Genomic DNA, 16,101 nt, shown 5'->3' on the forward strand with positions numbered 1-16,101 from the left:
TGCCTGGTTCGCTCAACGCCAACGATTAATCGCGTCTCGCAACTCACGCGCTGCATCCGCCGCCGCATCGGCATAGCCCGCGCTGGAGGACGCATACAAGATGCCGCGCGATGAATTGATCATCAGGCCGGTGCCATCGCTGGTCTTGCCATTACTCACCACGGCTTCGACATCGCCGCCTTGTGCGCCAACGCCCGGGATGAGCAGCGGCATGTTGCCGACGATGCCGCGGATGATCTTCAACTCTTCGGGGAACGTCGCGCCGACGACCAGCGCGCAATTGCCATCGCTGTTCCATTCGTTCGCGATCGTGCGGGCGACGTGCTGGTAGAGCGGTGCACCATCGACCAAGAGCTCCTGGAAATCACGTGCGCCGGGGTTGCTGGTGTGGCACAGGAACACGCAGCCGCGGTCACCGCGTTGCAGGAAGGGCGCGGCGGAATCAAAGCCCATGTACGGGTTCAAAGTGACGGCATCCGCGCCGAAACGATCAAAGGCTTCCACCGCGTATTGCTCGGCGGTGCTGCCGATGTCGCCGCGCTTGCTGTCGAGCACGACAGGAATGTTGGGATGTGCGCCGTTGATGTGGGCGATCAGTCGTTGCAGCTGCGCTTCGCCACCGTTGTGCGCGGCGAAGTAAGCAATTTGCGGTTTGAACGCGCAGGCGAACTCGGCGGTCGCATCGACGATGTCGCGGCAAAAGTTGAACAGTGCATCTTCGTCATCAATGAAGGCGTCCGGGAACTTGGCCGGGTCGGGATCGAGTCCCACGCAGAGCAGGGTGTCGGCGTTCTGCCAGCGGCTGCGGAGTTTGTTGATGAACGTCATGGGTGGGCTCCGGATGGCACGGGCCATGCCTGGCCCATCGTCTTTCCCCTCGGTCAGGGCATCCTGCCCAGACTCGGGCGCGCGCCGTCCATGGCGCGCTTGGCGACGACAGGCCAAGCATGGCCCGTCGTTGCGGCGATTACTTCAACGCCTTGAAACGCAAACGATGCGGACCGGCATCGTCACCCAGGCGACGCTTCTTGTCTTCCTCGTACTCACGGTAGTTGCCTTGGAAGAACTCCACGTGCGAGTCGCCCTCGAAGGCGAGGATGTGCGTGGCGATCCGATCCAGGAACCAGCGATCGTGCGAAATCACGAACGTGTTGCCCGGGAACTCCAGCAATGCATCTTCGAGTGCGCGCAAGGTTTCGATGTCCAGGTCGTTCGACGGTTCGTCGAGCAGCAGCACGTTCCCGCCCTGCAGCAGCGTCTTCGCCATGTGCAAGCGACCGCGCTCACCACCGGACAGCGAGCCGACCATCTTCTGCTGGTCCTGGCCCTTGAAGTTGAAGCGACCAATGTAGGCGCGCGACTGGATCTCGGTCCCGTTGATATTGAGGATGTCCAGGCCGCCGGAGATTTCCTGGAAGACGTTGTGGTCGCCTGTAAGCGCATCGCGGCTCTGGTCCACGTAGGACAGATTCACGGTTGGACCGACGACGATCTCGCCCGAGTCCGGCTTCTCCTGCCCCGTGATCATCTTGAACAGCGTGGACTTGCCCGCGCCGTTCGGACCGATGATGCCGACGATCGCGCCCGGCGGAATGATCATCGACAGGTTGTCGATCAGCAGGCGATCGCCGAACTTCTTCGACACGTTCTTGAATTCCATCACCGAGTTGCCCAGGCGCTCGCCCGGCGGGATGAAGATTTCATTCGTCTCGTTGCGCTTCTGGTAATCCTGCGACTGCAACTCTTCCAGTCGCGCCAGACGGGCCTTGCCCTTGGAACGGCCGCCCTTGGCATTCTGGCGGGACCATTCCAGCTCTTTCTGGATGGCTTTTTGGCGGGCTTTTTCCTGATTGTCTTCCTGCTTCAGGCGCTCGTCCTTCTGCACCAGCCACTCGGTGTAATTGCCCTTCCACGGAATGCCGCGGCCGCGATCCAGTTCCAAGATCCACTCGGCGGCGTTGTCCAGGAAGTAGCGATCATGCGTCACCGCCACCACCGTGCCGGTGTAACGGGCCAGGAACTGTTCCAGCCACTCGACCGATTCCGCATCCAAATGGTTGGTCGGTTCGTCGAGCAGCAACATGTCGGGCTTCTGCAGCAGCAGTTGGCACAGCGCGACGCGGCGCTTCTCGCCGCCCGACAGGTTGCCGATCTTGGCGTCCCACGGCGGCAGACGCAGCGCATCGGCGGCGACTTCCAACTGGTTTTCCAGCGTGTGGGCATCACCGGCGGCGAGGATTGCTTCGAGGCGTTCCTGCTCCTTCGCCAAGGCATCAAAGTCCGCACCTTCTTCGGCGTAGGCGGCGTACACGGCATCCAGCATGGCTTGCGCCTGAATCACTTCGCCCACGCCTTGCTCGACCGCTTCACGCACGGTCATCTCGGGGTCCAGCTGCGGCTCCTGCGGCAGGTAGCCGACCTTGGTGCCGGGTTGCGGGCGGGCCTCGCCTTCGAAATCGGTATCGACGCCGGCCATGATCTTGAGCACGGTCGACTTGCCGGCGCCGTTCAAGCCCAGCAGGCCGATCTTGGCGCCGGGGAAGAACGAGAGGGAGATGTCCTTGATGATCTGCCGCTTCGGCGGCACGACCTTGGACACCCGATTCATGGTGTAGATGTATTGCGAAGACATGAGCAGGCCTGTTGGGTGCGCAACAAGGCCGGGCAGTGCCGGCCTTGTGGGTTTTTGGGGATGCGGAATTATACCCGGCCATCACCTCACCGGCTTGCGGATGAACGGTGCTGCCGGGTTTTGGCCGAATCGATGCCCGGTTCAGCCAGCTACCTCCATCCTGAGGGCCAATCACGGCAAAACATCTAAGGAGTACTGCCATGAAACAGCTCAAGCTCATCGCCCCAGCCCTGTTGGTCGGCATTGGCCTAATGGCAGGCCCGGCCTTGGCCAAGGACAATGGCAAAAACAAGGGCCACGGCAAGAAAGCGGACAAGACTGTCGTGGTGCATCGTGACCACCGCCCGGACGTGCGCTACACGCATGATGATCGCAATCGTCATTACCATGCACAGAGCGGCAAGCATGACAATGGCCGCCGCGGCCCGCCGCCGTGGGCCAAGGGCAAGGACTACCGTAGCTACGGCTATGACCGCGTGGTTTATGTGCCGATCAGCGATTACGACCGCTATCGCTTGTACGACCCGCGCGATGGCCAGCGCTGGATGCGTGACGATTCGGGCCGCTACCTGCTGGTCTCGGTCGCTACGGGCATCATCGCCGACATCCTGACCCGCGGCCTGTAAACGCCGCGGATAGCCGGTCAAAAGCGCGCCTTCGGGCGCGCTTTTCTTTCATAAGTGCCGATCCGTCCGGCCCGCTACAATGGGGGTTTCCTGCCCCGGAGTAGACGGATGTTCCCCCGCGATGCCCGTATCGAAGGTTATGACCCCGAACTAGCCGCCGCGATTGCCGGCGAAGTGCGTCGCCAGGAGGATCACGTCGAGCTGATCGCCTCGGAAAACTACTGCAGCCCGATGGTGATGGAAGCCCAGGGCAGCCAGCTCACCAACAAGTACGCCGAAGGTTATCCGGGCAAGCGCTACTACGGTGGCTGTGAATTCGTCGATGTCGCCGAGCAGCTGGCCATCGATCGATTGAAGAAGTTGTTCGATGCCGACTATGCGAACGTCCAGCCGCACTCCGGCTCTCAAGCGAACCAGGCCGTATATCTGGCCTTGTTGCAGCCGGGCGATACGATCCTCGGCATGTCGCTGGCCCATGGCGGCCACCTGACCCATGGTGCCAAGGTGAATGCCTCGGGCAAGTTGTTCAACGCCATCCAGTACGGCGTGGATGACAACGGCATGATCGATTACGACGAGGTCGAGCGCCTTGCCATCGAACACAAGCCCAAGATGCTGGTCGGCGGCTTCTCCGCCTACTCGCAGGTGGTCGATTGGGCACGCATGCGCGCCATCGCCGACAAGGTCGGTGCGATCTTCTTTGTCGACATGGCACACGTGGCAGGACTAATCGCCGCTGGCGTCTATCCCAGCCCGTTGCCGCACGCGCACGTGGTGACATCGACCACCCACAAGACCCTGCGTGGTCCGCGTGGCGGCATCATCGTCGCGAGCGAAAAGGGCGCCGGCGAAGGCTTCGAAGAGCTGACCAAGAAGCTGCAATCCATCGTGTTTCCCGGGATCCAGGGTGGCCCGCTCATGCACGTGATCGCCGGCAAAGCGGTCGCGTTCAAGGAGGCGTTGGAGCCGGAATTCAAGGCCTATCAGGAACAAGTGGTGAAGAACGCCAAGGCGATGGCCGAAGTGATCATCGCGCGCGGCTACAAGATCGTTTCCGGCGGTACCGAGAACCACCTGATGCTGGTCGACATGATCGGTAAGGACGTCAGCGGCAAGGACGCGGAAGAGGCGCTCGGCCGCGCGCACATCACCGTCAACAAGAACTCGGTGCCGAATGACCCGCGCAAGCCCTTCGTGACCTCGGGCCTGCGCCTGGGAACGCCAGCGGTGACCACACGCGGCTACAAGGAGCCTGATTGCGTGGCGTTGGCTCACTGGATATGCGACGTGCTGGACAACCCGAAGGACGAAAACGTCATCGCGGGCGTGCGTGAAAACGTCGAGCAGCAGTGCAAGCAATTCCCGGTGTATGGCTGAGATGCTGCGCGCGCGGCTGTTCCTCGCCATGGTGGCACTGTCGTGCGGTCTACCCGCATGGGCGCAGTCGACGGCGCTCAGCAGTGATACCGATTACTCGCGGGCCGGCGCCCGCGATCTGCCCGTGACCTGCAAGCCGGGCGATGTGCAGCCCTTTGCCGGGAAAACCATGGCCGAGGTCTTCGGCGACGCATGGCCAGTGACCCCTACGCCGGTCACGTCGAGCACGCCTGTGGAAGTGATCTCGAGTGGGCGCGTCGTGCCCCCGCGCGGGCTGGAGGGCCAATTCGGCATCGCCGTGATCGCCGTACTGGTCGGCGCCGATGGCGCTGCCATTGCCTCCGAAGCGATCTGTGCGACGTCGGCGCCTTATTCCATCGCTGCCAAGCGCGCGCTGCGCACGGCCGCATACAAGCCCGCGACGGCCGATGGCGCCGCGGTCACCAGTGTTATCGCGGTGCCGGTGGTGTTTCGTGCTGGTCGAGGCAGCGGCTCCCGCGATCAGCGCGATGGCGATGGGGACTGATGCACTGTCCCTTCTGCCAGCACGGTGATACCCGCGTCATCGACTCGCGCGTTAGCGACGATGGCGCGACGATTCGCAGGCGCCGCGAATGCGAAGCCTGCGGCGAGCGTTTCTCCACGCTGGAAACGATCGAGCTGAAACTGCCGGCGATCATCAAGTCCGACGGTCGCCGCGAGTTGTTCGATGCGCGCAAGCTGCGCCAGAGCTTCGACCGCGCCTTGCACAAGCGCCCGGTCTCGGAAGAACAGATCGAAGCTGCGGTGCGCGCTGTCGTGCATGACCTGCGCATGACGGCGGAGCGTGAATTGGCCTCGCGTCGCGTGGGCGAGTTCGTGATGGCCGAGTTGCGCAAACTGGACCAGGTCGCGTTCGTGCGATTCGCATCGGTCTATCGCGCGTTCGAGGACGTAGACGATTTCCGCGAGGAACTGGACCGCCTGCAACGCGACCTTCCCGGAGAAGGCCAGCTGCCCTTGTTGGAGGGCACGCCGCGCCAGGACAAGCGAAAGAAATGACATCGACCACTTTCACATCGTTCGACCACCGGATGATGGCGCGCGCATTGCAACTCGCCGAGCGCGGTCGCTACACGACCAAACCCAATCCGATGGTCGGCTGCGTGCTGGTAAAAGACGAAACGATCGTCGGGGAAGGCTGGCACCAGCGTGCCGGTGGCCCGCATGCCGAAATCGAAGCCCTCAAGGCTGCAGGCGATGCCGCGCGAAGTGCCACGGCTTACTTAACCTTGGAGCCTTGCGCGCATACTGGACGCACCGGGCCATGCGCGGATGCGCTGGTTGAAGCGGGGGTGACGAAAGTCGTCGCGGCGATGCGCGACCCGTTTCCACAAGTGGCAGGTGCGGGTTTCGAAAAGCTGCGCGCATCCGGTATCGAAGTGGCCGACGGCCTCATGGAGGCGCAAGCTCGCGTGCTCAATCGCGCCTTCTTCTCGCGCATCGAGCGTGGCCGGCCTTGGCTGCGGGTCAAGTTGGGTGTCAGCCTGGATGGGCGCACGGCCTTGGCCAATGGCGATTCCAAATGGATCACCAGCGCGGAATCACGCGAGGACGTGCATCACTGGCGCGCGCGCTGTGGCGCATTGCTGACGGGCGCTGGCACGGTGCTCGCCGACGATCCGCATTTGACCGTGCGTTTGCAGGACAAGACCGATTTCATCCCGCCGATTCGCGTCGTGCTGGATCCCGGCCTTGCCACCGTCGCACGCGGCAACGTGCGCCAAGGCGATGTGCCGACCTTGTATTTCCATGCGCCCGATGCCAAGCCGCCGCGCGATATTCCTTTGCAACGGCATCCCGTGCCGGTCACGCGCGGCATGCTGGATTTGAAGGAAGTGCTGGAAGAGCTCGGTCGCCGCGAGATCAACGAAGTGCAGGTCGAGACCGGTGCGACGCTTGCGGGTGCTTTCTTGCACGCAGGATTGGTGGACGAGCTGTTGATCTACGTGGCGCCGGTATTGTTGGGCGACAAAGCCCGCCCGATGTTCGATGGCCTCGATATCAACACGATGACCGATGCGTTGAAGCTAAAGCTGGTCGACGCACGTCAGATCGGCCCTGATTCGCGATTGCTGTTTCAGCCGGAGGTGGCCTGATGTTCACCGGTCTCATCCAGGGCGTGGGCCGCTTGCGTGCACTCGAGCCGCAAGGCGGCGACATCCGCATCCACATCGACACCGGATCGCTGCCTTTTAACGCAGTCGAGATGGGCGAGAGCATCGCGGTCAACGGCGTGTGCCTGACCGTGGTGGGATTTGATGATGCATCGTTCAGCGCGGATGTCTCGACCGAGACGTTGTCGCTGACCACCTTGGGCGGATTGAGCGAAGGCGCTGCGTTGAACCTGGAGCGCGCCCTGCAGCCGACCGAGCGCATGGGTGGTCACATGGTCAGCGGGCATGTCGATGGCATGGGCCGCGTGCTGGATGTGCAGGACGATGCGCGCGCGCAGCGCTGGCACTTTTCGATGCCGCCGGAGCTCGCTAAATATGTGGCAAAGAAAGGCTCGATATGCGTCGACGGCGTCAGCCTGACCGTCAATGCGGTGGACGACACGACGTTCGATGTCGCGTTGGTGCCGCATACCGTTTCACATACCGCGTTCGCTGATACGCAAGTGGGCGATGCGGTAAATCTGGAAATCGATGTGGTCGCCCGGTATGTCGGGCGCATCTTGGAGCAACGTGACGCATGAGTTTCGCCACTATTCCCGAATTGCTTGAGGAAATCCGCGCCGGCCGCATGGTCGTAATCGTCGATGACGAAGACCGCGAGAACGAAGGCGACCTGATCATGGCCGCCGAATTGGTCAAGCCATCCGACATCAACTTCATGGTCACCCATGCGCGTGGTCTGGTGTGCCTGTCGATCACGCGCGAGCGATCCGCGCAGTTGGGTCTCAATCCGATGGTGCGCGACAACACCTCGCAGCACCACACCAATTTCACCGTGTCGATCGAGGCGGCCGAAGGCGTCACCACCGGTATCAGCGCCTACGATCGCGCGCATACCATCCGCACCGCGGTGCGGCCTGATGCATCGCCCAAGGACTTGTCCCAGCCAGGACACATCTTCCCGTTGATGGCGCAGCCGGGCGGCGTGTTGAATCGCTCCGGTCATACCGAGGCGGCGAGCGACTTGGCTTTGCTTGCGGGCCTTGAGCCTGCCGGTGTGCTGGTGGAGATCCTCAATGCCGATGGCACGATGGCGCGTCGTCCGGAGCTCGAAGTCTTTGCGCGTGAGCATGGCCTCAAGATCGGTTCGATCGAAGCGCTCATCCGCCATCGTCTCGAGACCGAGCACACCATCGAGCGTATCGATTCGCGTGAGATCACGACGGACCACGGCGAGTTTCAGCTTCATACGTATCGTGATCGCCTGAGTCATGGCGTGCACTTCGCCTTGCAGAAGGGCGAGGCCGATGCCACATCCCCCACGCTCGCACGCGTGCAGATGCAAAACGTGCTGGCGGATGCATTGCACTGGCAGCGCGATGACTTCGGCCCACTGGCCGGTGACGTGCTGGCGGCGATCGCCGAGGCCGGGCAGGGGGTGTTGTTGATGCTCTCCGAAGCGGCGCCCGGCGCGGAAGCCTTGCTGGCGCGGATCCGCAACGAAGCGGCATCCCCCACGCCCAGCGCCAGCGAATGGCGACGCAATGGTGCGGGCAGCCAGATTCTGGCCGATCTCGGCTACGGCAAGCTGAAAGTGCTTGGCACTCCGCGCAAACAGGTGGGTTTGGCCGGGTTCGGGTTGGAAGTCGTGGAATACGTGGCGCTGCCGCCGCGGTAAACTGGTAGGCCCTGTAGTCCCGAGAAGCCCATGCCCAGTTTTGAAGGCGACCTGCGCGCCCCGGAAGGCGCCCGCTTTGCCATCATCGCCAGTCGCTGGAACGCCCGCATCACCGAGACTTTGCTCGAAGGTGCGCGCAAGGCGATGGCTGACCATGGCGTGGACGAGGACGCCGTAGATGTCTTCCGTGTGCCCGGTGCGTGGGAGTTGCCGGTGATTGCTGCGCGTTTGGCATCGACCGGTGGTTATGCCGGCATCGTGGCGCTGGGCTGTGTGGTGCGCGGTGATACGCGTCACTTCGAGCATGTTGCCGATGGGTGCTCTGAAGGCTTGATGGATGTCGCGATGGAGTTCGGCTTGCCGGTCGCCAATGGCGTCTTGGCGGTCGAGCGCGTGGAAGATGCCGAGGCACGCGCTGGCGGTAGCCATGGCAACAAAGGTGAGGAGGCCGCGATGGTCGTCATCGAAATGTCCGATCTTCTGGCGCGATTCTCATGAAGCCGCCTCGTCGTCCGCATGGTGTTGATCCGGTGCATCGCACCCGCGCACGTCGTCGTGCGATGCAAGCGCTGTACGCCTGGCAAATGTCGGGTGGAAATGCGCAGCAGGTCATCGCGCAGTTCGCGCACGAGCAAGCACACGAAATCGCCGACCTCGAATATTTCGAGGACCTGGTGCGCGGGGTGATGCAACACGAAGCCGCACTGGACGCAGGCTTGCTGCCGCATCTGGATCGCAAGGTGAGCGAAGTCGATCCGGTCGAGCGCGCAGTGATGCGCATCGCGGCGTATGAGTTCAAGCATCGCGTGGATGTGCCGTATCGCGTCGTCATCAATGAGGCAATCGAAACCGTCAAGCGTTTCGGCGCCGAGCACGGCCACACCTACGTCAATGGCGTGCTGGATAAGTTGGCCGCCGAGTGGCGCAGCGTGGAAGTGCAGGCCGCGCGCGGCTGAGAGACGCAGGCCGTGTCCGGCGAATTCGACGTGATTGCACGCATTCGCGCCCGTGCAGGCACGCGCAGTGATGTAGTGCTTGGGATTGGCGATGACGCGGCCTTGCTCACGCCGTCGCCAGGTATGCAACTCGTCGTCGCTACCGACACGCTCAACTGCGGCGTTCATTTTCCGGCGGAAACTGCGCCTTATTACATCGGCTGGAAATCACTGGCGGTAAATCTTTCCGATTTGGCCGCAATGGGTGCGCAGCCTGCTTGGTGCAGCCTGTCCTTGTCGATGCCGCAAGCGGATGACGCATGGGTGGATGCTTTCATTGACGGCTTCATGGCACTGGCTTCGATGCATGGTGTTGCGTTGATAGGCGGCGATACCACGCGCGGGTCATTGTCGATTTGCGTGAGTGTCATCGGATTTGTCGAGCCAGGGCATGCGCTAAAGCGCGACGGTGCAAAGGCAGGGGATGACATCTGGGTCAGCGGCACATTGGGTGATGCGGCTGCAGCGTTGTCGCTATGGCAGTCGGGCCAAGCCATGCCGGCTGCATTGCGTGAACGACTAGATCGACCGACACCGCGCATCGCGCTGGGGTGCGCGCTATCCGGTATCGCGAATGCATGCATCGATGTCTCGGATGGGTTGCTTGCCGATCTTGGGCACATCTGCAAGGCGAGCGGAGTGGGGGCGGAAGTTGATGTCGATTCGTTACCCGCATCGTCCACATTTTTCGCGTTTACGGGCGAAGACCTAGAGACACGCCGTCATCTGCAGGCGGCTGGCGGCGATGACTACGAGTTGTGCTTCACCGCGCCTGCAGATGCGGGTAGGCATGTGGAAGACGCCGCTCGGAGCTCAGGGGTGGCGGTAACGCGAATCGGGCGCATCACGAAGGCACATGGCGTTCGCGCCTTGCTGGACGGGGATGCGTGGCAGCCGATATCAGTCGGACATGAGCACTTCAGCGGCTAGATTTCGCGCTGTTGGGTTGTTGACCACCACCAGGTCGTGATTTCACCTCTTCTGGCAGCAAGCTCAGGATTTCATCGATGATGCCCGGTAGCGACTCCTCGCTGTAGCCGATGTGTCTGAGGGCGATATGGCCCTCGCGATCAATGATGAACATGCGCGGGATGGACCTAACGCCCCAGGCATCGTTGAGTTTGCCTTGGCTGTCCGGCACCCAGGTGAGGTCGATGTTGCGATTGGCGCGTACGACATTGATGAAGTCGCGGCGATCTTCCTTGTGATTCACCGCGATAACTTCCAATGCATCGCGCCCCACCACTTTCTGGAAGTGACCGAGTACTGGCAGTTCCTTGCGGCAAGGTCCGCACCAGGATGCCCAAAAAGTCACGATCACAACCTTGCCCTTGAGTCTCGATAGGTCAACCGGATTGCCGTTGCGATCCTTGCCAAGATCCGGCGGTGGTGACGTGCCGGTGCCGGGGGAAGGCGGCAATTCTTTTTCTTGTTTTTCAGCCGCCAACACGGTTGGTGCGATCAGAACGCAAAGCGTCAACATCAGTGCCTGCAAGCAACGCGACATGGACATATACATACATTTCCCCTGTGTGGCTCTATCGATGGATGATGCAAGATTGCGCTTGATGTTGAAACTTATCTGCCCGCATCGAATGCAGCGTGCAGCCAAGTAAGTTGCGGTGCAATTTGGTCGCCCTCAGCGCCGATCACATCGAAGCGGCAGGGCAATGCGGCATAGGCTGGATGCGCAGCCAAATAGCGCGTGGCTGCACGGATCAGCCGCCTCTGCTTGGTCGGGGTTACCGATGCCGCGGCACCGCCAAACTCCGCGTTGGCGCGATAGCGAACTTCGACGAACACCAGCGTGCCGCCGTCTCTCATCACAAGATCAAGCTCGCCATCGCGATAGCGCACGTTGGCGTCAAGCAAGGTGAGCCCTTGCGAAACAAGGTATTGGGCGGCGGCGTATTCGGCCGCCGCGCCGGCTTGGTGTCGCGGGTCAGCGGCCACCGAGCGGCATCGCCACGCCGCTGCGCATCACCGACCATGTCGGCGTGATCAGCACGTTGCCGAAGCCATCGAGTTGCAATCCACCCGTTGCGCCGGGCACGGGTTTTTGCGGTGACGTCGCCAAATACTCCAGGTACGCGGTGATCAACCAGGCGTCATAGCCGAAGGCGAACAAGCGTCCCGCCGCACCCGCTGCCGTGGGTGTGAGCGCGCCGGGGTTGCCCGGCATGCCTGACAACTGGCGGTTACCCAGCGATTCGCGAGGGAAGACAACACCATCGAGCAGCGCGATCTCAGCCGCGGAGTCAATACCGCTGGCTATTTGCGATGCGCCCACGCGGCGCGCGTTCGCCAATGCAGGTTGCGAATTGATGGCGGGGATCGCAGAGGCGGTGTGGTCACCGCGGGCGGCGAAATAAACCGCATCGACCTCACCCTTCGCTGCGGCTGCGGTCAGCTGCGCAGGCAATGCATCGGCATTGCTGCTCAAGCTGATTTGATCGACCACGACGCCACCGCGTGCCTGCAGGCGTTCACGGAACGCGGCGCTGGTACGACGCAGGGTGTCATCCGGGCCCGTCAGTACCAATACGTTCTTCGCGCCTTGCCCAAGCAGATACTCGGCAGCGGCGATGCCTTCGTCTTCGGGTGCCAGCGAGAAGCTGACACTGCCAGCAGGTGCGCCGCGGCTGCCGCGATTGAGGGCCAGTACCGGTACCGGCAAATTGGCCTGGGTGAACAGCGCACTCACTTGCTCACGATCGAGCGGGCCCACCACGTAGTCGGCACCTTCGCTGACCGCCTTCTGATAAGCGCCGTTCACGCCGCTGGCGGAGTCATAGAAGGTGATCGTCGGGCGCTGGCGGGTTTCAGCGTAATAGCCGGCCAGAAAGCCATCGCGTACCGGTTTGGCCGCGCCGGAAAGGCTTCCGGATAGCGGCAGCAAGATGGCTACCTTGTTCGGCGGGCGGTAACCATCAGCCGCGGCGGCCTGGCGACCGTCGAAATTCCAACCGCGATCAAAGGCATGCGGTGGTTGCAGGCCGCGGCGCAACATCGCGCGGCCGGCGAACGGGTAAAGCGGGTCGTTGGCGGCCAGTGCAGCGGTATGGCGGGACAGGGCCGCATCATCCAGCGATGCCAGCAAGGCTTCGATTCGCGCCGCATTCCCGCGGGCGTCGACCTGCGCCAATTGGTGCGCTTCGGTGAAGGCGGGCGATGCCACGGTTTCGCGGACCGGCCCCTGCGTCGGCGCGCTGACGCAACCGGCCAAGACGGCCAGACCGGTGGCAAGGACGATGTGCTTGAAGGCGAGGCGCATGGCGCGATCCTGACAGGGGATGGCCCGATTCTAGTGTGTGTTGCGGTCTTTGCCACGTCGATTTGCCCGGGCGCGGTATAAGGATGTGCCTACCCACGCCCGGAATCCGCTTGAACTTGCCCGCCGCCGGAACCCTGCATGTCGTCGCCACGCCCATCGGCAACCTGGGGGATTTCAGCCCGCGCGCGGTCGAAACGCTGAAATTAGTCGCCGCGATCTGCGCCGAGGACACCCGCCGCACCCGTCCGTTGCTGCAGCAATTTGGCATCGATACCCCGCTCATCGCGCTGCACGACCACAACGAGGATGAGATCGCCGAGAGGCTGGTGGTGCGCCTTGTGGCGGGCGAATCGCTGGCGCTGGTGTCGGACGCGGGCACGCCGCTGATCAGCGATCCCGGCTATCGGTTGGTCCGCGCCGCGCGTGAGGCTGGCGTGCGAGTAAGCCCGGTGCCGGGGGCCGCGGCGCTGATCGCGGCACTGTCCGTGGCGGGATTACCCAGCGATCGCTTCGCCTTCGAAGGTTTTTTGCCGGCCAAAGCGGGCGGGCGGCGGGATCGCTTGCAGGCGCTGGCGGGCGAGTCGCGCACGTTGCTCTTCTATGAATCCTCGCATCGGATCCTCGACTTTTTGGGCGATGCGGCTTCGGTCTTTGGCGCGGATCGCCACGCGGTCGTCGCCCGGGAGCTGACCAAGCTGTTTGAAACTGTGCTGGATGGGCCGCTTGGCGCTCTCCGAAGCCGCATCGACCAAGACCCCAATCAACAGAAGGGGGAATTCGTGGTGCTGATCGAGGGCGCGGGCGATGACGAAGCCGCCAAACTCGCCGAGGGCAAGCGCGTCTACGCCAAGCTGGCCGAGCACCTGCCGCCCTCGACCGCGGCCAAGCTGGCGGCTGAATTGACGGGGGCGCCGAGAAAAGCCTTGTACGGCGGCAGCTGATCGCCGGCAGAACGTGCGAAAATGACCGCGGCGGAGTCGGCCAGACAGTCGCGACGTGCCATTGTGCACATCGAGGAAAGTCCGGGCTCCACAGGGTGCGATGCCAGGTAACGCCTGGGCGGCGTGAGCCGACGGAAAGTGCAACAGAAAGATACCGCCCAAGACCGCGCGAGCGGGACGGCAAGGGTGAAATGGTGCGGTAAGAGCGCACCGCGAGCCGGGCAACCGGCCGGCACGGCAAACCCCATCGGGAGCAAGACCAAATAGGGAGGCGATGTCGTGGCCCGCGACGCCTCCGGGTAGGTTGCTGGAGCCCTGCAGTGATGCAGGGCCGAGAGGAATGACTGTCCCAGACAGAACCCGGCTTATCGGCCGGCTCCGCCACTTTCTTCTGTCCGAAGCCGCGCAATTCCCGACGCCCGCGGCAGGGGATGAAGCATCGGAATTCGCGCGCTCCCATTCATAAATGAAGCTGAACGACAGGTGTCTGTCTCACGTTTTGAGACGGAACAAGGGCTTGTGGATAAACCTTCGACTAGTTTCTGAAGTTTCACGCAAGTCATTGACGAGGCTGAAAAAAAACCACTGAAACTTGTTGACAAGCCTGTGGGTGAATCCTAATGTGGCGGCAAGTGGGATATCCGGGGAATTTGTGGTTTCCTGTGTCATCCTGAAGTCTCCTTTCCGCGCCGGGCCAGCCTGACCGTCATGTTCCAAGGCGAGACCGCCATCACAGTCGACGACAAAGGTCGTCTGACCATTCCCACCGCTCATCGCGAGCAGGTGGCGGAGGCGTGCGGCAATCGCTTGGTGATCACCTACAACCCGTTCGAGTCCGGTTGCCTGTTCCTGTATCCGGAGACCGAGTGGGAGCGCGTGCGCGACCAGGTCAATGCCTTGCCGACCACGCTCAGCGCGCATCGCCGCCTGCAGCGCACCTTGGTGGGTTCCGCAGCGCATGTGGAGCTGGACGGCAGCGGCCGCATCAGCGTGCCGGCCAGCCATCGCAGTGCGGTGGGTATAGAGAAGAAAGCTGTTCTCCTGGGAATGGGCGACAAGTTCGAGCTGTGGAGTGAGCAGGCGCACCACGCGCAAATCCGCCAGACCGTCGGCGACGACGATCTCAGTCCGCAAATGATGGAGCTGCGTCTGTGAGCGCGGCCCAAGCCGTCGTCTCGCCACCGCCCTCGCATCTCCCGGTGTTATTCACCCAGGTGTTGGATGGTTTGCGCGTCCGCGCCGACGGCGTGTACCTCGATGGCACGTTCGGTCGCGGGGGTCATGCCGCCGGTGTGCTGGCGCAGTTGGGCGATGACGGTCGCCTGTTGGTCATGGACAAGGATCCGACCGCGATCGCCGAAGCGCGTGCGAAATTTGCCGACGATGCGCGCATCGCGATCTATCACGGCAGCTTCGCACATTTGGGTCAGTGGGATGCGACATCGGAAGGTCTCGATGGTGTGCTGTTTGATCTTGGCGTGTCGTCGCCGCAGCTGGATGTCGCTGAGCGCGGTTTTTCCTTCGGCAAGGACGGTCCGCTCGATATGCGCATGGACGACAGCGCCGGGCAGAGTGCGGCCGAGTGGTTGGCGGAGGCCAGCGAGCGCGACATCGCCGATGTGCTGTGGACGTATGGCGAAGAACGCATGAGCCGTCGCATCGCGCGCGCCATCGTCGCGTATCGCGCAGAGCAGCCGATCACCCGCACATTGCAATTGGCGAATTTGATCGCCTCAGTGATGCCGCGTGGCAAGGAAGGCATCCATCCGGCCACACGCAGCTTCCAGGCCATCCGCATCCACATCAACCGCGAGCTGCAGGATCTGGAAGCCGGGCTTGAAGCTGCTCATCGCGCGCTCAAGCCCGAAGGTCGTCTGGCCGTGATCAGCTTCCATTCGCTGGAAGACCGCATCGTCAAACGCTTCATGGCCGCGCATGCGAAGGCGCCACCGGCGGATCGTCGTTTGCCACAGATGGATACGTTCCGTCCCACGTTGAAGCTGGTAGGTGGTGCGATCAAGGGCGATCAGGCCGAGATCAAATCCAACCCGCGTGCACGCAGCGCTGTATTGCGCGTGGCGGAAAAATTGGGAGAAGCCGCATGAGTGCTCGCTTCCTTATTGGCCTTTTGATCGCACTCAATATCGCCAGTGCAGTCGGTGTGGTGATGGCACGCCATCGTCATCGCCAGTTGTTCGTTGAGTTGAATCGCCTGGAAAAGGTGCGCGACGAGCTCAATGTCGAATTCAGTCGCCTGCAGTTGGAGCAAGCAACGTGGGCTGAAAGTACGCTGATTGATCGCACCGCGCGTGAGCGGTTGGGTATGGTGCTGCCGGTGGCAGATGACATCGTGGTGGTGCGTCCATGAGCATGTTCGGGCGCACCGGCCAACATCGCCATGGCGCCGACCCGCGTCGTGATC

General features: G+C 62.6%; 19 protein-coding genes and 1 other RNA gene. 15 read left to right on the forward strand and 5 right to left on the reverse strand.

The window, feature by feature from the left end; translation table 11 throughout:
- Positions 1 to 12: 12 nt before the first annotated feature.
- Together pyrF and ettA are read right to left on the reverse strand one after the other, a co-directional pair.
- The gene (gene pyrF / locus BW989_RS00730) at positions 13 to 828 is read right to left on the reverse strand and encodes an orotidine-5'-phosphate decarboxylase (RefSeq protein ID WP_083688080.1); all 816 of its coding nucleotides are present in this window, start codon (positions 826 to 828) and stop codon (positions 13 to 15) included.
- A 139-nt stretch (positions 829 to 967) separates the two neighbouring features.
- Positions 968 to 2,632: an energy-dependent translational throttle protein EttA gene (gene ettA / locus BW989_RS00735; protein ID WP_076584604.1), complete on the reverse strand. Its 1,665-nt coding sequence runs from the start codon at positions 2,630 to 2,632 to the stop codon at positions 968 to 970.
- Positions 2,633 to 2,832: 200 nt separating this feature from the next.
- On the opposite strand from ettA, the gene BW989_RS00740 reads away from it, so the two are divergent.
- The 10 genes from BW989_RS00740 (at position 2,833) to thiL (ending at position 10,394) form a co-directional block, all read left to right on the forward strand.
- The gene (locus BW989_RS00740; RefSeq protein ID WP_076584605.1) at positions 2,833 to 3,258 is read left to right on the forward strand and encodes an RcnB family protein; all 426 of its coding nucleotides are present in this window, start codon (positions 2,833 to 2,835) and stop codon (positions 3,256 to 3,258) included.
- Between the two features lie 108 nt (positions 3,259 to 3,366).
- Positions 3,367 to 4,635: a serine hydroxymethyltransferase gene (gene glyA / locus BW989_RS00745; RefSeq protein ID WP_076584606.1), complete on the forward strand. Its 1,269-nt coding sequence runs from the start codon at positions 3,367 to 3,369 to the stop codon at positions 4,633 to 4,635.
- The gene (locus BW989_RS00750; RefSeq protein WP_129582777.1) at positions 4,628 to 5,161 is read left to right on the forward strand and encodes an energy transducer TonB; all 534 of its coding nucleotides are present in this window, start codon (positions 4,628 to 4,630) and stop codon (positions 5,159 to 5,161) included. The genes glyA and BW989_RS00750 overlap by 8 nt, the downstream gene beginning before the upstream one ends.
- Positions 5,161 to 5,676: a transcriptional regulator NrdR gene (gene nrdR, locus BW989_RS00755; RefSeq protein WP_076584608.1), complete on the forward strand. Its 516-nt coding sequence runs from the start codon at positions 5,161 to 5,163 to the stop codon at positions 5,674 to 5,676. The genes BW989_RS00750 and nrdR overlap by 1 nt, the downstream gene beginning before the upstream one ends.
- Positions 5,673 to 6,773: a bifunctional diaminohydroxyphosphoribosylaminopyrimidine deaminase/5-amino-6-(5-phosphoribosylamino)uracil reductase RibD gene (gene ribD, locus BW989_RS00760; protein WP_076584609.1), complete on the forward strand. Its 1,101-nt coding sequence runs from the start codon at positions 5,673 to 5,675 to the stop codon at positions 6,771 to 6,773. The genes nrdR and ribD overlap by 4 nt, the downstream gene beginning before the upstream one ends.
- Positions 6,773 to 7,372 (forward strand): riboflavin synthase, encoded by a 600-nt coding sequence (locus BW989_RS00765; protein ID WP_076584610.1) that lies wholly within the window; start codon positions 6,773 to 6,775, stop codon positions 7,370 to 7,372. Before ribD ends, BW989_RS00765 begins: the two co-directional genes overlap by 1 nt.
- Positions 7,369 to 8,469 carry a 3,4-dihydroxy-2-butanone-4-phosphate synthase gene (ribB, locus tag BW989_RS00770; protein ID WP_076584611.1) on the forward strand — a complete coding sequence of 367 codons (1,101 nt, stop codon included), beginning with the start codon at positions 7,369 to 7,371 and terminating at the stop codon, positions 8,467 to 8,469. The genes BW989_RS00765 and ribB overlap by 4 nt, the downstream gene beginning before the upstream one ends.
- A 30-nt stretch (positions 8,470 to 8,499) precedes the next feature.
- Positions 8,500 to 8,967: a 6,7-dimethyl-8-ribityllumazine synthase gene (gene ribH, locus BW989_RS00775; protein WP_076584612.1), complete on the forward strand. Its 468-nt coding sequence runs from the start codon at positions 8,500 to 8,502 to the stop codon at positions 8,965 to 8,967.
- Positions 8,964 to 9,425, forward strand: a complete 462-nt coding sequence (gene nusB / locus BW989_RS00780; protein WP_076584613.1) for a transcription antitermination factor NusB — start codon at positions 8,964 to 8,966, stop codon at positions 9,423 to 9,425. The genes ribH and nusB overlap by 4 nt, the downstream gene beginning before the upstream one ends.
- A gap of 12 nt (positions 9,426 to 9,437) precedes the next feature.
- Complete coding sequence (thiL, locus tag BW989_RS00785; protein WP_076584614.1) at positions 9,438 to 10,394, forward strand: thiamine-phosphate kinase; 957 nt, start codon at positions 9,438 to 9,440, stop codon at positions 10,392 to 10,394.
- On the opposite strand, the gene BW989_RS00790 is transcribed toward thiL, so the two are convergent.
- The 3 genes from BW989_RS00790 to BW989_RS00800 form a co-directional block, all read right to left on the reverse strand.
- On the reverse strand, positions 10,384 to 10,971 hold the full coding sequence (locus BW989_RS00790) for a TlpA disulfide reductase family protein (protein ID WP_076585218.1): 588 nt from the start codon (positions 10,969 to 10,971) through the stop codon (positions 10,384 to 10,386). The genes thiL and BW989_RS00790 overlap by 11 nt on opposite strands.
- A 71-nt stretch (positions 10,972 to 11,042) precedes the next feature.
- Entirely contained in the window at positions 11,043 to 11,417 is a 375-nt protein-coding gene (locus BW989_RS00795) for a YraN family protein (RefSeq protein WP_076584615.1), read from the reverse strand.
- A complete protein-coding gene (locus BW989_RS00800; RefSeq protein ID WP_076584616.1) occupies positions 11,407 to 12,738 on the reverse strand; it encodes a penicillin-binding protein activator in 1,332 nt (443 codons plus the stop codon). Before BW989_RS00800 ends, BW989_RS00795 begins: the two co-directional genes overlap by 11 nt.
- A 116-nt stretch (positions 12,739 to 12,854) precedes the next feature.
- Between BW989_RS00800 and rsmI the strand changes: the two genes are divergently transcribed.
- The 5 genes from rsmI to ftsL all read left to right on the forward strand — a co-directional run bounded on the left by rsmI (position 12,855) and on the right by ftsL (position 16,047).
- The gene (rsmI, locus tag BW989_RS00805; protein WP_207551603.1) at positions 12,855 to 13,679 is read left to right on the forward strand and encodes a 16S rRNA (cytidine(1402)-2'-O)-methyltransferase; all 825 of its coding nucleotides are present in this window, start codon (positions 12,855 to 12,857) and stop codon (positions 13,677 to 13,679) included.
- A gap of 32 nt (positions 13,680 to 13,711) precedes the next feature.
- Positions 13,712 to 14,063, forward strand: an RNA gene (gene rnpB, locus BW989_RS00810) — RNase P RNA component class A.
- 315 nt (positions 14,064 to 14,378) lie between these two features.
- Positions 14,379 to 14,834, forward strand: coding sequence for a division/cell wall cluster transcriptional repressor MraZ (mraZ, locus tag BW989_RS00815; RefSeq protein ID WP_242651241.1), 456 nt, complete (start codon positions 14,379 to 14,381; stop codon positions 14,832 to 14,834).
- Positions 14,831 to 15,784, forward strand: a complete 954-nt coding sequence (gene rsmH / locus BW989_RS00820) for a 16S rRNA (cytosine(1402)-N(4))-methyltransferase RsmH (RefSeq protein ID WP_076584619.1) — start codon at positions 14,831 to 14,833, stop codon at positions 15,782 to 15,784. Before mraZ ends, rsmH begins: the two co-directional genes overlap by 4 nt.
- Positions 15,781 to 16,047 carry a cell division protein FtsL gene (gene ftsL / locus BW989_RS00825; protein WP_076584620.1) on the forward strand — a complete coding sequence of 89 codons (267 nt, stop codon included), beginning with the start codon at positions 15,781 to 15,783 and terminating at the stop codon, positions 16,045 to 16,047. Before rsmH ends, ftsL begins: the two co-directional genes overlap by 4 nt.
- Positions 16,048 to 16,101: the final 54 nt, after the last annotated feature.

This window comes from Solilutibacter tolerans (genome assembly GCF_900155935.1).
Classification (GTDB): domain Bacteria; phylum Pseudomonadota; class Gammaproteobacteria; order Xanthomonadales; family Xanthomonadaceae; genus Solilutibacter; species Solilutibacter tolerans.